This is a genomic window from Bradyrhizobium sp. USDA 4011 (assembly GCF_054063415.1).
Window position 1 is genome coordinate 5,227,199 of the sequence record NZ_JBSSGG010000001.1, and the last position, 17,056, is coordinate 5,244,254.

Annotated in this window: 14 protein-coding genes, 1 tRNA gene and 1 pseudogene; 9 read left to right on the forward strand and 7 right to left on the reverse strand. The window is 61.4% G+C overall.

Annotation, left to right across the window (positions count from 1 at the left end):
- Positions 1-1,012: 1,012 nt before the first annotated feature.
- On the reverse strand, positions 1,013-2,620 hold the full coding sequence (locus ACVW1C_RS24435; protein ID WP_456760584.1) for a GMC family oxidoreductase: 1,608 nt from the start codon (positions 2,618-2,620) through the stop codon (positions 1,013-1,015).
- Positions 2,621-2,665: 45 nt separating this feature from the next.
- Positions 2,666-4,099, reverse strand: a complete 1,434-nt coding sequence (locus tag ACVW1C_RS24440; protein WP_456760585.1) for a coniferyl aldehyde dehydrogenase — start codon at positions 4,097-4,099, stop codon at positions 2,666-2,668.
- Between the two features lie 317 nt (positions 4,100-4,416).
- Between ACVW1C_RS24440 and ACVW1C_RS24445 the strand changes: the two genes are divergently transcribed.
- Positions 4,417-4,493 (forward strand) — tRNA-Met (locus tag ACVW1C_RS24445).
- Here the strand turns inward: ACVW1C_RS24445 and ACVW1C_RS24450 are convergent.
- Positions 4,479-6,158: a recombinase family protein gene (locus ACVW1C_RS24450; protein ID WP_456760586.1), complete on the reverse strand. Its 1,680-nt coding sequence runs from the start codon at positions 6,156-6,158 to the stop codon at positions 4,479-4,481. The genes ACVW1C_RS24445 and ACVW1C_RS24450 overlap by 15 nt on opposite strands.
- A 250-nt stretch (positions 6,159-6,408) precedes the next feature.
- On the reverse strand, positions 6,409-6,591 hold the full coding sequence (locus ACVW1C_RS24455) for a hypothetical protein (protein WP_456760587.1): 183 nt from the start codon (positions 6,589-6,591) through the stop codon (positions 6,409-6,411).
- 1,202 nt (positions 6,592-7,793) lie between these two features.
- On the opposite strand from ACVW1C_RS24455, the pseudogene ACVW1C_RS24460 reads away from it, so the two are divergent.
- Positions 7,794-8,439: pseudogene (locus ACVW1C_RS24460) on the forward strand (LysR family transcriptional regulator substrate-binding protein).
- Positions 8,440-8,475: 36 nt separating this feature from the next.
- On the opposite strand, the gene ACVW1C_RS24465 reads toward ACVW1C_RS24460, so the two are convergent.
- Together ACVW1C_RS24465 and ACVW1C_RS24470 are read right to left on the reverse strand one after the other, a co-directional pair.
- Entirely contained in the window at positions 8,476-9,624 is a 1,149-nt protein-coding gene (locus ACVW1C_RS24465; protein ID WP_456760588.1) for a patatin-like phospholipase family protein, read from the reverse strand.
- A 72-nt stretch (positions 9,625-9,696) separates the two neighbouring features.
- Positions 9,697-10,521, reverse strand: coding sequence for a 3-hydroxybutyrate dehydrogenase (locus ACVW1C_RS24470; RefSeq protein WP_456760589.1), 825 nt, complete (start codon positions 10,519-10,521; stop codon positions 9,697-9,699).
- A 170-nt stretch (positions 10,522-10,691) separates the two neighbouring features.
- Here ACVW1C_RS24470 and ACVW1C_RS24475 point away from each other — a divergent pair, with 170 nt between their 5' ends.
- Positions 10,692-11,591: a LysR family transcriptional regulator gene (locus ACVW1C_RS24475; protein ID WP_456760590.1), complete on the forward strand. Its 900-nt coding sequence runs from the start codon at positions 10,692-10,694 to the stop codon at positions 11,589-11,591.
- A gap of 33 nt (positions 11,592-11,624) precedes the next feature.
- Here the strand turns inward: ACVW1C_RS24475 and ACVW1C_RS24480 are convergent, their stop codons facing one another.
- A complete protein-coding gene (locus tag ACVW1C_RS24480) occupies positions 11,625-12,332 on the reverse strand; it encodes a peroxiredoxin-like family protein (protein ID WP_456763160.1) in 708 nt (235 codons plus the stop codon).
- A gap of 154 nt (positions 12,333-12,486) precedes the next feature.
- Between ACVW1C_RS24480 and ACVW1C_RS24485 the strand changes: the two genes are divergently transcribed.
- The 6 genes from ACVW1C_RS24485 (at position 12,487) to ACVW1C_RS24510 (ending at position 17,037) form a co-directional block, all read left to right on the forward strand.
- Positions 12,487-13,023: a DUF302 domain-containing protein gene (locus ACVW1C_RS24485; protein WP_456760591.1), complete on the forward strand. Its 537-nt coding sequence runs from the start codon at positions 12,487-12,489 to the stop codon at positions 13,021-13,023.
- Positions 13,024-13,063: 40 nt separating this feature from the next.
- Positions 13,064-14,425: a dihydrolipoyl dehydrogenase family protein gene (locus tag ACVW1C_RS24490; protein WP_456760592.1), complete on the forward strand. Its 1,362-nt coding sequence runs from the start codon at positions 13,064-13,066 to the stop codon at positions 14,423-14,425.
- Positions 14,426-14,555: 130 nt separating this feature from the next.
- On the forward strand, positions 14,556-15,047 hold the full coding sequence (locus ACVW1C_RS24495; RefSeq protein WP_456760593.1) for a cupin domain-containing protein: 492 nt from the start codon (positions 14,556-14,558) through the stop codon (positions 15,045-15,047).
- A gap of 113 nt (positions 15,048-15,160) precedes the next feature.
- Positions 15,161-16,372 carry an MFS transporter gene (locus tag ACVW1C_RS24500; RefSeq protein WP_456760594.1) on the forward strand — a complete coding sequence of 404 codons (1,212 nt, stop codon included), beginning with the start codon at positions 15,161-15,163 and terminating at the stop codon, positions 16,370-16,372.
- Positions 16,373-16,433: 61 nt separating this feature from the next.
- Complete coding sequence (locus tag ACVW1C_RS24505) at positions 16,434-16,673, forward strand: DUF2798 domain-containing protein (protein WP_456760595.1); 240 nt, start codon at positions 16,434-16,436, stop codon at positions 16,671-16,673.
- A 115-nt stretch (positions 16,674-16,788) separates the two neighbouring features.
- Positions 16,789-17,037 carry a hypothetical protein gene (locus tag ACVW1C_RS24510; RefSeq protein WP_456760596.1) on the forward strand — a complete coding sequence of 83 codons (249 nt, stop codon included), beginning with the start codon at positions 16,789-16,791 and terminating at the stop codon, positions 17,035-17,037.
- The last annotated feature ends 19 nt before the right edge of the window (positions 17,038-17,056 follow it).

A 17,056-nucleotide genomic window follows, 5' to 3' on the forward strand; every position in this document is an offset into this window, starting at 1 on the left:
GCGATCCAGTACGCCGTGGCCCCTCGGCTCAAGCACGCGGTCTCTGGAATACTGGATCACTTGCATGCGCGGGTGACGACACTGAGCAAGCTGAGCAATCACCCGTCATCCCGAGAGGATGTGAGGCTATGTCCTCGTCCACCGCTGTCATCGCCCGGCTTGACCGGGCGATCCAGTACGCCGCAGCCTCTCGGCTCAAACACTCCGGTCTCTGGAATACTCGATCACCCGCATGCGCGGGTGATGACACTGAGCAAGCTGAGCAATCACCTCGTCATCTCGAGAGGATGTGAGGCTATGTCCTCGTCCACCGCTGTCATCGCCCGGCTTGACCGGGCGATCCAGTACGCTGCGGCCCCTCGGCTCAAGCACGCGGTCTCTGGAATACTGGATCACTCGCATGCGCGGGTGACGACACTGAGCAAGCTGAGCAATCACCCGTCATCCCGAGAGGATGTGAGGCTATGTCCTCGTCCACCGCTGTCATCGCCCGGCTTGACCGGGCGATCCAGTACGCCGCAGCCTCTCGGCTCAAACACTCCGGTCTCTGGAATACTCGATCACCCGCATGCGCGGGTGATGACACTGAGCAAGCTGAGCAATCACCTCGTCATCTCGAGAGGATGTGAGGCTATGTCCTCGTCCACCGCTGTCATCGCCCGGCTTGACCGGGCGATCCAGTACGCTGCGGCCCCTCGGCTCAAGCACTGCGGTGTCTGGAATACTGGATTACCCGCGTGCGCGGGTGATGACACTGAGCAAGTTGAGGGGCGTCTGCGCGATTTCTGAATAATGGAAGAATGCCGCTGATTTGCCCGACAAGTCAAGTTGCCGTGTCGAACGCCGGCAGCCGCCGGCACCTTTGCATGGGGTTGTTTTCAATATTTTGGCAGTGCGCCCCTGCGACGGCAGTCTCATAGGGTGGGCGAAGGCGCTCTCGCGCCGTGCCCACCCTCACGAGCCGTGCCCGAAGAGGTAGGCACGCTTTGCTTTGCCCACCCGACGCATTCGGTCAGCCCGCCCGCATCTCGGCCTTGATCATGTCGGCGGCCTTCTCGCCGATCATGATGGTTGGCGCGTTGGTGTTGCCGCCGATCAATGTCGGCATGATCGAGGCGTCGACCACGCGCAAGGCCTCGAGCCCGTGCACGCGCAGCTTCGGATCGACCACCGCAAGCGGATCGCCGGTGCCCATCCTGCAGGTGCCGACCGGATGATAGACGGTGTCGGAGCGCGCCCGCAGGATGCTGCGGATGTCGTCGTCGGTGTGGACATTCGACGTGAACATGTCCTTCTGCTGCAGCGCGCGCAGCGCGGGCGTATCGAGCAGCCGCTTCGTCATCTTGAAGCCCGCGACCATGGTCTCGACGTCGCTGTCCTCGCCGAAGAAATTCGGATCGATCGCGGGGGCTGCGAGGGGATCGGCGCTGTTCAGCCACACGCTGCCACGGCTTGCCGGGCGCAGCAGGCAGACATGGCAGGAGAAGCCGGTGCCCCAGCGCGGCTTGCGGCCGTGGTCTTCCACCATGGCCATGCAGAAATGCAGCTGGATGTCGGGAACGTCGAGCTCAGGTCGCGTCTTCAGGAAGCCGCCGCACTCGGCGACGTTCGAGGTCATCGGGCCGCGCCGCTCGCGCCGGTATTGCCCGATACCCTTGATGATCCGCCCGATGCCGCTCCACGACAGTCCCGAGAAATAAGGTGCGTCCGAGGCGAAGCCAAACACGAAATCGGGGTGATCCTGCAGGTTCTGTCCAACACCCGGCAGATCATGCACACTGGCGATCCCGTGCTTGCCGAGCGCCGCGGCCTCGCCGACGCCCGACAGCATCAGCAGTTGCGGCGACTGGAACGCGCCGGCCGAGAGGATCACCTCGCGCCGCGCGCGCAGCACCTTCTTCTCCTTGCCTTGCATGTACTCGACGCCGACGGCACGCTTGCCCTCGAAGTTGATGCGGGTCGCCTGCGCTTGCGTCTCGATCCGCAGGTTGGGCCGGCGGCCCATGTGGGGATGGATATAGCCGCGCGCCGCGCTCCAGCGCTCCCCATTCCTCTGGGTGACCTGGTAGATGCCTAAACCTTCCTGTTCGGCGCCGTTGAAATCGTCGCGGATCCGGAACTGCGCCTCGCGCGCGCCCTGCAAGAACGTCTCCTTGACCGGATTGTCGGACTGCAGGCCCGTGACGTTGAGCGGTCCGCCCTTGCCGTGATATTCGCCGTCCAGCTCGGTGTTGTTCTCCGAACGCTTGAAATAGGGCAGGACGTCGGCGTAGCTCCAGCCGGTGTTGCCGAGCGAAGCCCAGTGGTCGTAGTCGGCGCGATGACCGCGGATATAGACCATGGCATTGATGGCGCTTGAGCCGCCGAGCCCCTTGCCGCGCGGCTGATAGCCGATGCGGCCGTTCAGGCCCTTCTGCGGCACCGTGTCGAAGGCCCAGTTGTTGAGCTTGCTCGAGAGCATGAGAATGATGGCGCCGGGCGTGGTCACCACCCAATTGTCGTTCTTGCCGCCGGCATCGAGCACCGCCACCGAGGTCGCCGGATCCTCCGACAACCGCCCCGCCACCGCGCAGCCGCCGGAGCCGGCACCCACCACCACGAAATCGAATGTGTCAGTCACGTATGTTTCCCCCTGCTTGTTATTTCCGTCATTGCCCGGTGACGATTACGACAACAGCCGCATCAGCTTCTCCAGCCGCGCGATCTTCGCGCCATAGGGCGGATAGAGATCGGCGAGCCGGTTGAAGCGCGAGCGGTAGAACACCGGCTTCAGCTTGGTCAGCGTCTTGAATCCCCATTCGCCGTGATAGGCGCCGGTGCCGGACGCGCCGACGCCGCCCATCGGCTGATAGGCCTGCGCGAAATGGAACAGGCAGTCATTGACGGTGACGCCGCCGGACACCGTGCGCGCCAGCACCGCATCGCGGGCGGCGTTGTCGGTGCCGAACCAGTACAGCGCCAGCGGGCGGTCGCGCCGGTTGACGAAGGCGATCGCCTCGGTGGCGTCGCGGGTGCCCAGCACCGGCAGCAGCGGGCCGAAAATCTCCTCCTGCATCACGGTCATCTCGGGCGTCGCATCGACGATGACGGTCGGCGGAAATTTGCGCGTCGCCTTCCACCCGGGATCGTTCGGCGCGGCCGGCTGCATGATGGTCGCGCCCTTCGCGGCGGCGTCGGCGACGAGGCCCTCGAGCCGGGCATAGTGCCGGTCCGAGACGATCGAGGTGTAGTCGGGATTTTTTGGATCGGTGCCGAACATGTGCTGCATGTGGCCCTGCAGCCGCATCGCGAACGGCTGCACCGAGGCTTGCGGCACCAGCACGTAATCGGGCGCGATGCAGGTCTGGCCGGCATTGAGCAGCTTGCCATAGGCGATGCGCTGCGCGGCCTCGTCGAGGTCGGCGGAGCCGTCGACGATCGCGGGCGATTTGCCGCCGAACTCGAGCGTCACCGGCGTCAGGTTGCGGCCGGCCGCCTCCGCGACCAGCCGGCCAACGCGGGTCGAGCCGGTGAAGATCAAATGATCGAACGGCAGGGCGGCGAAGGCCCTTGCGATCTCGTCGTCGATATCGGTGACCGCGAGCTCGGTGGTGTCGAACTTCTTCTCGATCATCTCGGCCAGCAGCTCGGCGAAGCGCGGCACCAGCTCGCTCGGCTTGATGATGGCGCGATTGCCGGCGGCGATCGCGGCGACCGCGGGCGCCAAGGTCAGCTGCAGCGGATAATTCCAGGGCGCGATGATCCCGACCACCCCGAGCGGCTGCGGGATCAGCCGGTTCCTGGCCGGCGCGAACTGCAGCGTGGTCGGAATCCTCTCGGGCGCCATCCAGCCCTTGAGGTGCTTGGCCGCATGCTTGATCTCGCCGAGCACCAGCATGGTTTCGGCGATCGCGGTCTCGACGGTGGAGCGGTGGCCGAAATCGGCCGAGATCGCCGCCTCGAATCGCGCCTCGTTCTCGGTCAGCGCGGCGCGCAGGCGGCGCAGCCGGTCGAGCCGCGCCTGCAATGTCGGCGCCGGCTCGCTGCGCGACAGCTCGAACTGGCGGTGAAAGGCGTCCTCAAGCGCATGCAGCCCCGGGCTCTTCAATGGCCGGTCCATGGCGTTTCCCCTCGAATGACGTGTCCTTGACAGACTTTGTTGGGCGCCAAGCTCCGCTTTTGCGCGCGATCTGGCAAGAGCCCGGTTCCCGGCGGTAAATTTGCCAGGAAAACCGCCGATTTCGGCGTCACAAAATCCTCAAAAACCCGCATCCGGGGCTTTCCAAATCGTACTCACGTTGATACATACCCCTCGCACCCGACGGCTTCGGCCCGGGTCGCCTTCTCAGGAAGCCCTCCGGACGGATCGATCGGCGCCATCTGATGCGTTGGCCGACCGGCTCGGGCACTCTTTCTGCAAGGCACGCAACGGTTTAACGCGGGGTGGAGCAGCCCGGTAGCTCGTCAGGCTCATAACCTGAAGGTCATAGGTTCAAATCCTATCCCCGCAACCACTGATACCGACACTCCCGCAGCTGGCGCTGCGGGAGTTTTGGTTTGTGCCCCTTTTCCGTGTTGCGTGCAGCAGTCCAGCTCAGGATGGCGCCCAAATCGCCATAGAGCGTGGCGTCGATTTGGCCGCGCTTGGCACCTGGGCGAAGAACGATGCGTTCGATCAGGCCACGAAGAGCCTGGGCGGCCTCGGCCCGGTCTTCCGGACGGTTCAAAGCCTCGGTGAGGTGGGCGACCTTCTTGGCGTAGAGTTGCGAGGCGCTTGGGAGAGTGTCCGGGGTATCCGCAGGGGCTTCGGCGAGCAGGGCAGAGAGCTCGGCTTTGCGAGCCTCCAGCGCGTCCATCGCCGCGATCATCGACTGCTGGAACATGCCCTCCTTGACCGCTTCGACGATTCCGTGGATTTGCTTCTCGACCTTCGCCAGTTCAGCACGCCAGGCATCGCCGCTGGCGCGCCGCTCACGGTTCAGCCGGTTCATCTCCTCGGCATAGGCGCGCATTGCTTCTGCGACGACGTCTGGTGCCAGCAACCGGCCCTTCAGTCCGCCCAACACGCGTTGTTCGAGCTCGCTCCGCGCCAAGGTGCGGCCATTCGAACAGGATCCGTTGCTGACGTGGGCCGAGCAGACGAAGCGGTCAGCGCCACGCAGCGAACAGGGGCCATCGCACCAGCCGCAGAGCACAAGTCCCGAGAATAACGACTTGGGGCGGCGAGCAATGTTAAGCCGCTTATTCGAGTGGTGCTCGCGGACAGCCGCCGTCACGTTGATTAATTTTTCGGCGATCTCACTTTGCTTGGCTTTCACCAGATTCCAGAGTTCGTCCTCGATGATACGAAGCTCTGGAACTTTGGTGACGATCCATTCGGACTCCGGGTTGAGACGCGAGATGCGTTTCCCCGTCGAAGGATCCTTAACGTAATGCAGCCGATTCCAGACGAGGCGACCCAGGTAGAGCTCGTTGTTAATGATCCCGGTGCCACGCTTAATATGCCCCCGGATCGTCGTGTCGTTCCACAGCTTGGTCTCAGGACCTGCAACGCCTTCGGCATTGAGCTTCACGGCGATTGCTCGCGGGCTGATGCCGGCGGCGAAGTCCCGAAAGATGCGCCGGATTACGCCGGCCTGGGTCGGATAAATCTCTCGGTCTCCTCGGATACGATCTCCGCGCTCGTCCAGCCGCTTGATAACGCGGTATCCGTAGCAAAGTCCGCCACCGGACTTTCCATCCTCTACCCGGCCTCGCAAGCCGCGGTGCGTCTTCGCAGCGAGGTCTTTCAGAAACAGAGCATTCATTGTCCCTTTTAGTCCGACGTGAAGCTCGGTGATTTCCGCTTCGGCTAGGGTAACGATCGGAACGCCGGCAAAGCGCAGTTGCTTGAATAAAGTTGCCACATCCGCCTGGTCGCGGCTGATGCGATCGAGCGCCTCGGCCAGCACGATGTCGAACGCACGGCTCTCAGCATCCTGCAACAAAGCTTGGATGCCCGGACGACGGATCATACTCACACCGGATATTCCGGCGTCCTTGTAGGAGCTGACGATCGCCCACTTTTCGCGGATTGCCCGCTCTCTGCAGATACGAAATTGGTCTTCGATCGAGGCATCACGTTGATTGTCAGACGAGTATCTGGCATAGAGCGCAACTCGCTTCATTGACTTGCCCATGGCATTCCGTTCGCGCCGGCACATGGCGCCTTGACGCGCAAAACTATCGAACGCGGCATTTATATGCCGCGCGCACCCGGATATCGGTTTGATGCAAGGGAAGGGATATCGCCGGTCAACATCAAGGAAAAGCTCTGAAGCGAACTAGGCAACGTTACGCGATGTCCGTTTCGCGCATCCCATTTGCTTCGTACTCGAAGAGCTGCATCTACATAATGGCGATGCGCCAAGAGCGTCGACTAAGCTGTGGCTATTGGGCGGCTTCTTCCTCCGGCGAGTCACAGGCTGATCGACGACCCTTGATGTCGTCACGGGCCATTTGTCTTCCGATCAGGCGGGCGAGGCGAAGGATTGACTGGTTGGAAGTCTTCGCTTGAGTGACTGCTTCAGCTAAACGCGAAAGCCTTGAATTTTCGACGTTCTTGATTTTCAACACTGTGCCTCCGCTGGGCACAGTCAAAACAAAGCTGCCGTGGATTTGATAGTGCGCAAAAACGTCCAGGCGGTCTTTGGATACATCTGCGCGTAAGTGGGCCGCTTGATCGTATCGAAGCCCGACCCCGCGACCATTGCCTTCGGCGGGCGGTCAGGCGCGAGCAGACGATCTCATGAACTTGCCAAGGATTGAACTGGGCAACCTTAATCAACTTGATGATAGGTGATTCAACGCCGGGAGCCTCCCCTGGCCGATAACGGCTCAATACCATAACCGGTTGAAGACAAAATCATTTTCGTCTTCGTGTTCGGGCGATACCAACAGGAATACCAACAAGCCGACGGGCCCTATTAGCTAGCAAAAACAATTCGTGGGCTCCCTGGCAGCAGGCATGCACCATGCCGCTTCGGCCTGCGCACTCGCTTTGACCGGAATCGAACCCAGGCTGGAAGCACCGTGCGATCGCTCCGGTTTGTCCGATTTGTACGCTACAGCGCGCGGCAGTTAGCGGCGGCGTCGCACTCGCATCAGTTCGCAATATCATCAGGTCAGGTTCGGCGGCCATTGTCGGATCTGCAAGGCTGTAATCGAGGCGGATGACGCGGCGCGGGTTGCGGGGCATGACCGCATCATCGATGTTGGCTTTTATCGAGGAGCACACGCAGGGCTACGACGCCTTCGCGGAGTTTTGCCGCGGGCAGGGTGGACTGACCTGGAAGAGACCTCCGGCGCGCCAAGCGGGGATGTTCCAGGCCGCGAGCATCCTACATGGCGGCAGATGCCGTGATCGCGAACTACGGCATGGGCGTGGCCCAACACCGGCACGGCGTCGAGACCGTGAAGATGGTCGTCAATCTGCTGCTGCGGTGCGGGCAATATCGGCAAGCCCGGCGCCGGTATTTCGCCGAGCCGCGGCCATTCCAACGTGTAGGGCCAGCGCGCCGTCGGCATCTCCGAAAAGACCGAACTTGTCCCGCTCGACAAGCCGAAGGAGTTCTACGGCTTCGAGCCACCGCGCGAGGACGACCTCACGACCGTGGACGCCTGGAAGGGGATTCTCAAGGGCGAGGTGCGCGGCTTTGTCAACCTCGGTGGCAATTTCGTTCGGTGTATTTCCGACCGGTCGCTGATGAAGCCGGGCGAGGCAGCAGGCAAGAGACCACGTGTCGAGCGCGGCGACGCAACTGAAGCTCGCCATCATGTGCACGATAGCGCCGGCGCTGCTTATTCAGCTATTCGCCCGCTTTCGTAGTTCGCGCGCCGACGTTAAGCTGGAGCTGATCGACGGTACCGCCCAGTCTGTCGAAGAACAACTTGTCGCTTCGGCGGCCGAGATTGCGATCTACTGTCGCCCAGATCGCGCGCCCGATTCCCGTTTGAATTATTTGCCGCCGTTTCGCGAACGGATGATGATCGTGCTTCCGTCTACCGACCGTCTTGTGTCGCAAGATCAGATCGAGATATCGGATCTCGCCGGCGAAAGATACGTGCAGCGTTCCTTCTGCGAATTCAACGACGTCGTCGACAGCGTGTTCGACCGCCCGTGGCGTTGACTGCGAAACCGTCTATCGCAGCGACCGGGACGATTGGGTGCTGACCATGATCGCAAGCGGCTTCGGATTCGGCTTCTTCCCGAAATATTCGATCTCGAACCCGGACGTTGTCGCAAGACCGCTCGTCAACCCGGAATTCTGGACGGAAGTAAGTCTGACGACCGTAAAAGGAAGGCCATATTCGCGTGCCGTCGGCGCGCTCGTTCATGTGGCTATGAGATCGTCATGGCTGGGTGAGGTCCCGCTGGCAATCAGGAACCTCTCCGCGGAGGATGCCGGGCCTGATGATTGAAGCCGACAATTCCGCAAATCTGCCTCCGGGCGCTTCTCACTCCGCCGCCACCGGCATTAGCTCCATCTGCTCGTGCAGGATCACGCCTGAGAGCGGATCGAACTCGCCGACCCACGGCGCGTGTTCGAGGGCCGCCCTGGTGTGAGAGTAACCCGCGTCCCAGCGCTGCATGATACCGCGCGGGCTGAAGTCGATGTCCTTGGTATGGGTTTCGCGATCGAGCTGTGGTGCCAGCAGCCGCACGACGTGCATGCGTGTTTGGCAGCCGTAGCCGGCCATTTCGCGGACCTCCGCGCTATTGCGCTCAGTCTCGGGCAGCCGTCTGGCGAGTTCGTTGATGATGTGACGCAGCCGATGCGCCTGTTGCTGACGTGCGATATGGCTCATGATCCGACTTGAATATTGCACGTCCTTGTGCCGGTTCAGCACCTCGGCCATCGTTGTCGGCTCGAGGCCAATCGGATTCCACAAATGGACCGCGAAGATGAGCGAGTTTTTGCGCGGATTATCGTCGAACACCACTTCGGTCGGCGTGTTGGACAGAATGCCGCCATCCCAATAGAGCTCGCCGTCGATGCGAACGGCGGGAAAGGCCGGCGGCAGCGCACCGGACGCCATGATGTGCCTGATGGTGAGCTCGCCGTCCCGGCTGTCGAAATAGCGCATCTGGCTGGTGCGCACGTGAGCGGCGCCAACCGTCAGGCGTGGGGTGCAGCTATTGAGCAAATCGACATCAACGAGTTCGGCCAGCGTTTGCTCAAGTGGCGCGGTCAAGTAATAGCCGGCCCTTTCGGCGCCCAGCGGATAGGTGTCGCCCGCGTGTGCCAGCGCGTTTGGTCGGAAGAAGCCGGCTATCCCGTGCGTAATGGTCGCCCAGTAGGACAGTCGTTCATTGAAGCCGGGAAAGGCCGTGCGGATATTCCAGGCTGGATTCTGCTCCATCCGTTTCCAGAACTCCCTCAGGCGTGACAGCCTGTTCTCAATGGGATTCCCGGCAATGATACTCGCATTGATGGCGCCGATCGACGTGCCGATGATCCACTCGGGCTCGATTCCGGCCTCGTGCAAAGCTTGATAGACACCGGCCTGGTACGAGCCGAGCGCGCCGCCGCCCTGCAGGACCAGCACCACCTGTCCCGGAAGACCCTTGGCCAGCGATTTCAGCGATGACGTCTTGTCGTGCATGTCATGCTCCTGCTTGTTCCCGCCCTTGCTTGAGATTCGCAATGCCTTCGGTCTTGTTACACGGGCTCTGTTTCAATGTGCCGTCCAGCCTCCATCGACCGGCAAGGCAATTCCGGTGATCGACGCTGCGGCTTCACTTGCCAGGAACACCGCCAGTGCGCCGATCTCCTCGACTGTCGCGAAACGCTTGTTCGGCTGCTGGGCCAGCAGCACGTCACGGATCACCTGATCGCGGGAGGTGCCGTGCGCCTTCGCCAGGCCATCGACCTGGGCTTCGACCAGGGGTGTATAGACATAGCCCGGGCAGATCGCGTTGCACGTGATCCCTTCTTCGGCGGTCTCGAGCGCGGCCACCTTCGTCAGGCCGACAATGCCATGCTTGGCGGCGACATAGGCTCCCTTGAAGGGCGAGGCGACCAGCCCATGCGCAGAGGCGACGTTGATGATCCGACCGAATTTGTTTTTGCGCATTGCAGGCAGTGCAAGCCGCATCGTGTGAAATGCGGCGGAGAGATTGATCGCAAGGATCTGGTCCCACTTCGCAACATGAAACTGCTCGAGCGGGGCCACATGCTGAATGCCGGCATTGTTGACGAGAATGTCGAGCCGGCCGAGGTCCCCCAGCGTAGCAGCGATCATCTGCGCGATCGCGTCGGGGGAGGTCATATCGGCCGCTGAATAGACGGCCTTGACGCCGTAATCGGTCTCGATCGCGTCTCTCGTCCTGGCGATCTCCTCCGCGGCTCCAAAACCGTTCAGAACCACGCTTGCACCTGCGCCGGCAAGTGCCCGCGCGATGCCGAGACCAATGCCGCTGGTTGAGCCGGTCACCAGCGCGACCTTGCCGGCGAGAGTGGCTGTGTCGCCAGCGGCGTGCGATTTGATCTGGATGTTCATCTTCCGAATCCTCTTGGCGGTAGCCGATGGCTCGGAAATCTGCATCACCCGTTGGATTAACGGAAATACCCTTTGGCTTCCAAAACGATAGGTGCGCGCTATGGCGGTCCTGATATGATCCAGCTCCCGATCGGCTAGATTGCCGGCCAGATCAGGGGGAGAGTTCGATCATGGAAATGCATCAGGTCAGGTATTTCCTCGCGGTTGCGCGGACGCTCAACTTCACGCGCGCCGCCGACGAATGCAATGTGACGCAGCCGTCACTCACGCGGGCGATCAAGCAATTGGAGGCTGAGCTGGGCGGAGACCTCTTCAGACGGGAGCGGCCGGCCGGCCTTACCGAACTCGGCCAGCGCATGCACCCTCTTCTGAAACAATGCTACGAGGCCGCGGTCGGCGCCCGCTCTTTGGCCTCTTCCTTCAAGAGCGGCGAAATCGGCGCGCTGAGGATCGCGCTCACCCATTCGATCGACCTGTCGCTGCTAATCCCCTTCCTCGAGCAGATCAAGCGACGGTTCAACCGGTTGGAGTTTCGCTTTCTTCGCGGCAACAGTCGCGAAGTCGGCGAACTCCTCAAGGCAGGTGAGGCGGAACTTGGAATTGCTGCCGAGATCGATCCGAGTTGGGACCGACTGGATGCCTGGCCGCTTTTTACCGAGGACTTTCAGCTCGTCACCAGTGCACTCCACAGACTCGCGGGACGTGACAGTGTCGAGATCGAGGACTTGAGATCGGAGCAGTTGTTGTCGCGCGCTTATTGCGAACTCGCCTCTCGCCTCAATGCCTCGTTGCGCGAGCACGGCGTCGAGGTGGATCATTGCCACGAAATCTCGAGCGAGCGGGACCTTATCGCGCTGCTCGAGGCCGACATTGGCGTCGCCATTCTCCCCGACACTTCGCCGATACCGCAGACGCTGAAACGAGCTGCCGTCGACGGGCTGGATGCTCGGCGCACAGTCAATCTCTATGGAGTCGCCGGCCGCGAACGCACGGCGGTCGCGTCCGCCGTGATGCGCATGCTGCGTGGTGCGAATTGGCGGCAGTTTCTGGACAAGAGCCGGGCCGCGTGAGAGCCCGCGGGCGTGCTTGCTGCCTCGCCGGGGCTAGCGGGCATCCTTCAGAGCGGCGAGCAGATCCTCGATCGCCATGCGGTGCCGGAAGTCGGGATCGACGAAGCGTGCCTTGACCATGCCGTCGCGGCCTATGACAAAGGTCGCGGGGATCGGCAGCACCCAACCGTCATTGCCGTGAAAGCTCGCCATGTCGAGGTAGGACAGCAGCCGCTCAATTTCCACGCCGAGCCAGATCGCGAGATTAAGTGACAGCGCATACCCGTTGTCGAGGTCTGTCAGCACTGGAAACGGTGCATCGGCTTCAGTCTTAAATCGTGCCGCATATTCCTGCGTCTCGGGCATGATGGCGACGACATCAGCGCCTAAAGCCTTGATACGGTCATATGCCTTGATCACAGCCCTGACATTGAGCCGGCAATAGGGACACCAGTGCCCGCGGAAGAACATAACGGCTACCGGACCCAGTTCGAGGAGCGACGGCAGCGCGACCAACCGGCCGCTCTCGTCGGGTAGGACGAAAGGCGGCATCGGCTCGCCCGGACGCGGCGCGTTCTCTCCGCCGCCATTTTCGTTGATCCTGATCACGAGGCGGTCAACGGCTTCGCCATAGGCTGGAAAGATGTCCCGGCCTGCCGCCGCATAGGCTTTGAGCTGTTCGCTCAGCGTGCCTTCCATCTCCCGGCAGCGCTGAAAGGCGACCTTGAGCCGCTCGGCGTCAACGGACGAAAGCGATGTCATCCCGTGCTCCGGCATGTTGGGCCTTCAGATTGTAGTTCCCTGGGTCGCATCCACAAGGGGCGTCTCGTCTCGGCCAGGAGCATTGCACGAAGCGCGATAGCATTGAGCTATCGATATCAAAGCAAGCCCGCATTTCATTTTCGAAGCTTGAGCGGTGATCCTGTCGCGGAAGCCGGCCACCCGACAGGAGCCCTCAATGTCTCGCTACAACGTACTACGACTTGGAAAGTTTGCCACCCTGCTCGTCCTGATGCCGCTCTGGGCGTCAGCTGCGCCGATCGACGCCAGGATCGAACGCGACAACGGCATTGTCCGCGTCAAGAGCGCCGTTCCGATGTCCGAGGCAATCATCCGCATCAAGGCGGATATTGCAGCAAAGGGCATCAAATTCTTCGATGAGATCGACCAATCGAAGCTCGCGGCGGATGCCGGCATCAAACTGCGGCCGTCCACCCTGCTCGTATTCGGCAATCCGCCCCTCGGGACGCAATTCATCACGTCCAATCCGAACGCGGGGCTGGACTGGCCTGTTCGTCTGCTGCTGACGCAGGATGACAATGGCGACGTTTGGGCGGTGTGGACCGATTTTGTCTGGATCGCGCGGCGTCACAACATCCGGGACCGTGACGCTCAGTTCAACATGGCGACGACGGTCGTGAAATCGATCACCTCCACCATCATCAGCAAATGATCGCGCGGCAGTCCATCAACGCTGAATTCGAGAGGGGCCGATGAGCAATGAGAAATTCGACGTCGTGATCATCGGCGGCGGCAATGCCGGCATCGGCGTGACCGGTCCGGCCCGGCGCGCGGGACTGTCGGTTGCGATGATCGAAGCGCGCGATCTCGGCGGCACATGTCCCAATCGGGGTTGCACCCCAAAGAAGGTGCTGGTCGCGGCCGGACAAGCACTCCACGACATCACTCTGGCTACGCAGCACCGGATTGACGTCGGCAAGGCAAAGCTGGACTGGGCCGCCCTGATCGCGCGCGAAAAGCAGATGATCGAGAACATCCCGGAAAACCTCGCGCGCGCCATGGCGCGCCGCAACGTCGAGGTGATCAAGGGACACGGTACCTTCGCCGGACCGGACAGTGTTCGAGTCGGTGGTCGCACGCTTCATGCCGGCCACATCGTGGTCGCCGCAGGATCAAAGCCGCGGCCGCTGCCGATTCCTGGCGCCGAGCAGATGGTCACCTCGGACGACATGCTGGGCGAAAGCAGGCGTCCAGAATCCGTGGTCTTTATCGGAGGTGGCGTGATCTCGCTGGAGTTCGGCCATGTCTACGCACGCGCCGGCAGCTCGGTCACGATATTGGAAGCGCTCCCGCAACTCTTGCCCGCAATGGATACCGATGCGGTCGCTGCGCTGCAGGCGGAGAGCGAACGGATCGGGCTGCAGATCAGGACAGGTGTCAAGATCGAGCGCATCGAGGCCGCCGGCGGACGGTTCCGCGTCATCTTTACTCACGAGGATCTCGAAAAGGCCGTCGAAGCTGACTGGGTGGTCAATGGCGCCGGTCGCATTGCCGATGTCAATGCGCTCGGTCTCGCCGCGGGCCAAGTTGATCACGACAATGGCCGCATCGCCATCGATGGGCATCTGCGCTCAACCTCCAATTCGCGCGTCTATGTATGCGGCGATGCCGTTCCGTCGTCGCCCCAACTCTCGCCCATCGCGACCTACGAAGGCGATCTCGTCGGTCGCAATATCGTCGATGGGCCGAAGCACAGTCCCGACTATGCCAGCATCGCAACCGCGGTCTATACGGTTCCCGCTCTGGCCGCTGCAGGTCTGACCGAAACCGCTGCGAAAGCGAAGGGCCTCCCGGTCGCCACCCACGTCAACGACATGCGCGACTGGTTTTCGGCGCGGACCTATGCCGAGACAGTCGCCTGGTCGAAGATCATTGTCGATCGTGGAAGCGACCGGATTCTCGGCGCCCACTTTGTGGGCCATGCCGGTCACGAGCTTGTCAATATCTTCAGCCTGGCGATGAAGTTTGGCATCCGCGCAAGCGAACTTCGCGAGCACATCTACGCCTATCCGACCTACGCTTCCGACATCAAGCACATGCTGGGCCATTCCTGAGCTCGCATAGCCCGCCGCTATCGACTCAACAGCCAACCGGCATTTCCCGAGGCCAGGAGTTTGCGCGATGCTGATGACACAGCCGGCCGCTTTTTCCGGGGCCGCGACATCAAACCAAGGAGATAATGACATGTTCGATGACCTCGTAACCACGCGCAAGATCTGCAAGGTTCTCGGAGCGGCCAGCGCCATTGCCGTCTCGCTCGCAACAGCATCCGCCGCTCTCGCAGGTGAATGTCCCGCGGACAAGATGAAGCCCAATGCCCGTCAGATGGTGGACTACAAGCCGGTCGGCGTCACCGACGTCACGCTCGGCTCCATCGATCTCGGCAAACAGCCCGCGCATATTGAAGGCCGCGAGCTGCGCTTCCGCAAATTGACCATCGAGCCCGGCGGCATCGTGCCCTGGCACAGCCATGACGATCGGCCCGCGCTGATCTTTGTCCAGCAGGGCGAGATCGTGGAATACGCCAGCAACTGCGTCGATCCGATCGTGCACAAGGCGGGTGACTTGCGGCGCGAGATCTACGGCACGTCGCATTGGTGGAAGAACCTCGGCAAGGAAACCGTCATTCTCTACGTCGGCGACGTCCGCAAGGATCCAACCGACCACAACATGTAACGAGTGCTGCGCCCGAATGCCTCGTTACCGGATGTGACGACCCGGGATCCCGTGTCCAGCCCCGCACGCCCGGGCGTCACATCCCCCCAATCGCGATCACAGGATTTGCTGCCATGACCGATATGCCGGCGGAAGCGACGATGGAAGCGATGCAGGCAGGTGATCATTCACCCGGCGTGGTGTTGCGATCGGTGGTCATCGGCCTCACCGCGTTCCTGACCGTCGTCGATTTATTCGCAACTCAAGCCATCCTGCCATCCTTGGCGCGGCACTATGGCGTGACGCCGGGAGCGATGGGCTTCGCGGTCAACGCCAGCACGATCGGCATGGCAATCGCAGGACTGGTTGTCGGATCCTTCAGCCCGCACATCGACCGCAAGATGGGCATTCTGGCAAGCCTTCTTCTGCTCGCAATCCCAACAAGCCTGCTTGCGATAGCGCCCAATCTGACTGTCTTCACGATGCTTCGTATCCTGCAGGGCCTCTGCATGGCTTCAGCCTTTACGCTTACGCTCGCCTATCTGGGCGAGCAGTGCAGCGCGATGGATGCCGGAGGCGCCTTCGCCGCCTACATCACCGGGAACGTAGCAAGCAATTTGATAGGGCGTCTCATCTCGGCGACCGTAGCCGACAATCTCGGCCTGGCGACGAATTTCTATTTCTTTGCCTTGCTCAATGTCGCAGGGGCCTTGCTGGTTTATTTCACCATCAAGCGTGTCCAGCCCATGCATTCAACCGACCCGGCGCAATCACCGCTTTCGGCAATGATAGAACATTGGCGTGATCCAGCGCTGCGAGCCGCCTTTGGCGTCGGTTTCTGTATCCTGTTTGCCTTCATCGGCACCTTCACCTACGTGAACTTCGTTCTCGTCGGTGCACCGCTGTCGCTCGGTATGATGGGCGTGGGCTTTGTCTATTTCGTATTCCTCCCCTCGATCGTCACCACGTTGCTGGCCGGCAAGGTGGTCGACATGTTGGGGATGCGACTGTCGCTATGGGGCGGTCTTGCGATCGCGGCATTAGGACTGCCACTTATGCTCTCATCGCACCTTGCGGACGTCCTCGCCGGGATGGTGCTGGTCGGGGTCGGCACCTTCTTTGCGCAGGCCTGCGCCACCAGCTTTGTCGGGCGGGCGGCGCGAACAAACCGCGGGGTTGCCAGCGGCACCTACCTTGCTTGTTATTTCTTTGGTGGCCTCGTCGGCAGCGCGGTGCTTGGCCAATTGTTCGACCATTTTGGATGGCTCGCCTGCGTTGCCGGGGTCGGCGTCGTTCTGGCCCTCGCGTCGGCCCTTGTTGCAAGGTTCCGCTTCGCCACCGATTAAACCGCCATCTCGTCTGCTCTTTGGGCGTGGCCTTTGCATGTATTCCGGTAGAGGTCATGTCATGCTCGGCATTCCACGGCGCTTCAGCCATTTCGTTTTCGCGTTCATCCAGTCCAGGCTGACATGCTTGATCGCCGCTGGTATCGCGAGCCTTCCGTCTCTCGCGACCGGAAACTTCTTTTGGAATTGGCTGGCGTCTTGGTTGATCGCTTGGATCACGATGCTGCCGATCGTCCTGCTGGCCGCTCCCGTGATAAGATCGTTTGCCATCGCTCTAACGTGTGATGAACGGACGAACTAGACTCCAACGAGCAAGCTGAAAGCCCGGCTAGGTAGATCACACCGAGCGTGAATGCCTCGGTTCAGGGATCCGAAATCGAGCCCGCCGTCGCTGCCTTGGGCTTGGCACTCGCGCCATGGTTCTTGCGAGCCATCTATCAATTCTTTCGTTCGGAATAGCGGAAATTCGCCGTGAACATTTGCTCCCCATACCAACAAAAAATGCCAACAAAACGGACGGCTGGAGCGAACTTTTACGCGTGTTTTCAATGCACCGTGAAAATTTTCCCGAAAATCTGGAAACGAAACAATCGTATAAGTTATTGATTGATATTTTCAGCGTGGTGGCCCCTGGCCGGCAATCGCTTACTACCGTAACCACTTGAATTTGAAATCAGTTTTATC

Excerpts from the sequence above, each read along its gene's own strand:
- ACVW1C_RS24440 (WP_456760585.1), bottom strand. The coding sequence starts at position 4,099 with ATGGACCGGCCATTGAAGAGCCCGGGGCTGCATGCGCTTGAGGACGCC.
- ACVW1C_RS24450 (WP_456760586.1), bottom strand. The coding sequence starts at position 6,158 with ATGGGCAAGTCAATGAAGCGAGTTGCGCTCTATGCCAGATACTCGTCT.
- ACVW1C_RS24465 (WP_456760588.1), bottom strand. The coding sequence starts at position 9,624 with ATGCACGACAAGACGTCATCGCTGAAATCGCTGGCCAAGGGTCTTCCG.
- ACVW1C_RS24470 (WP_456760589.1), bottom strand. The coding sequence starts at position 10,521 with ATGAACATCCAGATCAAATCGCACGCCGCTGGCGACACAGCCACTCTC.
- ACVW1C_RS24475 (WP_456760590.1), top strand. The coding sequence starts at position 10,692 with ATGGAAATGCATCAGGTCAGGTATTTCCTCGCGGTTGCGCGGACGCTC.
- ACVW1C_RS24480 (WP_456763160.1), bottom strand. The coding sequence starts at position 12,332 with ATGACATCGCTTTCGTCCGTTGACGCCGAGCGGCTCAAGGTCGCCTTT.
- ACVW1C_RS24490 (WP_456760592.1), top strand. The coding sequence starts at position 13,064 with ATGAGCAATGAGAAATTCGACGTCGTGATCATCGGCGGCGGCAATGCC.
- ACVW1C_RS24495 (WP_456760593.1), top strand. The coding sequence starts at position 14,556 with ATGTTCGATGACCTCGTAACCACGCGCAAGATCTGCAAGGTTCTCGGA.
- ACVW1C_RS24500 (WP_456760594.1), top strand. The coding sequence starts at position 15,161 with ATGACCGATATGCCGGCGGAAGCGACGATGGAAGCGATGCAGGCAGGT.
- ACVW1C_RS24505 (WP_456760595.1), top strand. The coding sequence starts at position 16,434 with ATGCTCGGCATTCCACGGCGCTTCAGCCATTTCGTTTTCGCGTTCATC.
- ACVW1C_RS24510 (WP_456760596.1), top strand. The coding sequence starts at position 16,789 with ATGGTTCTTGCGAGCCATCTATCAATTCTTTCGTTCGGAATAGCGGAA.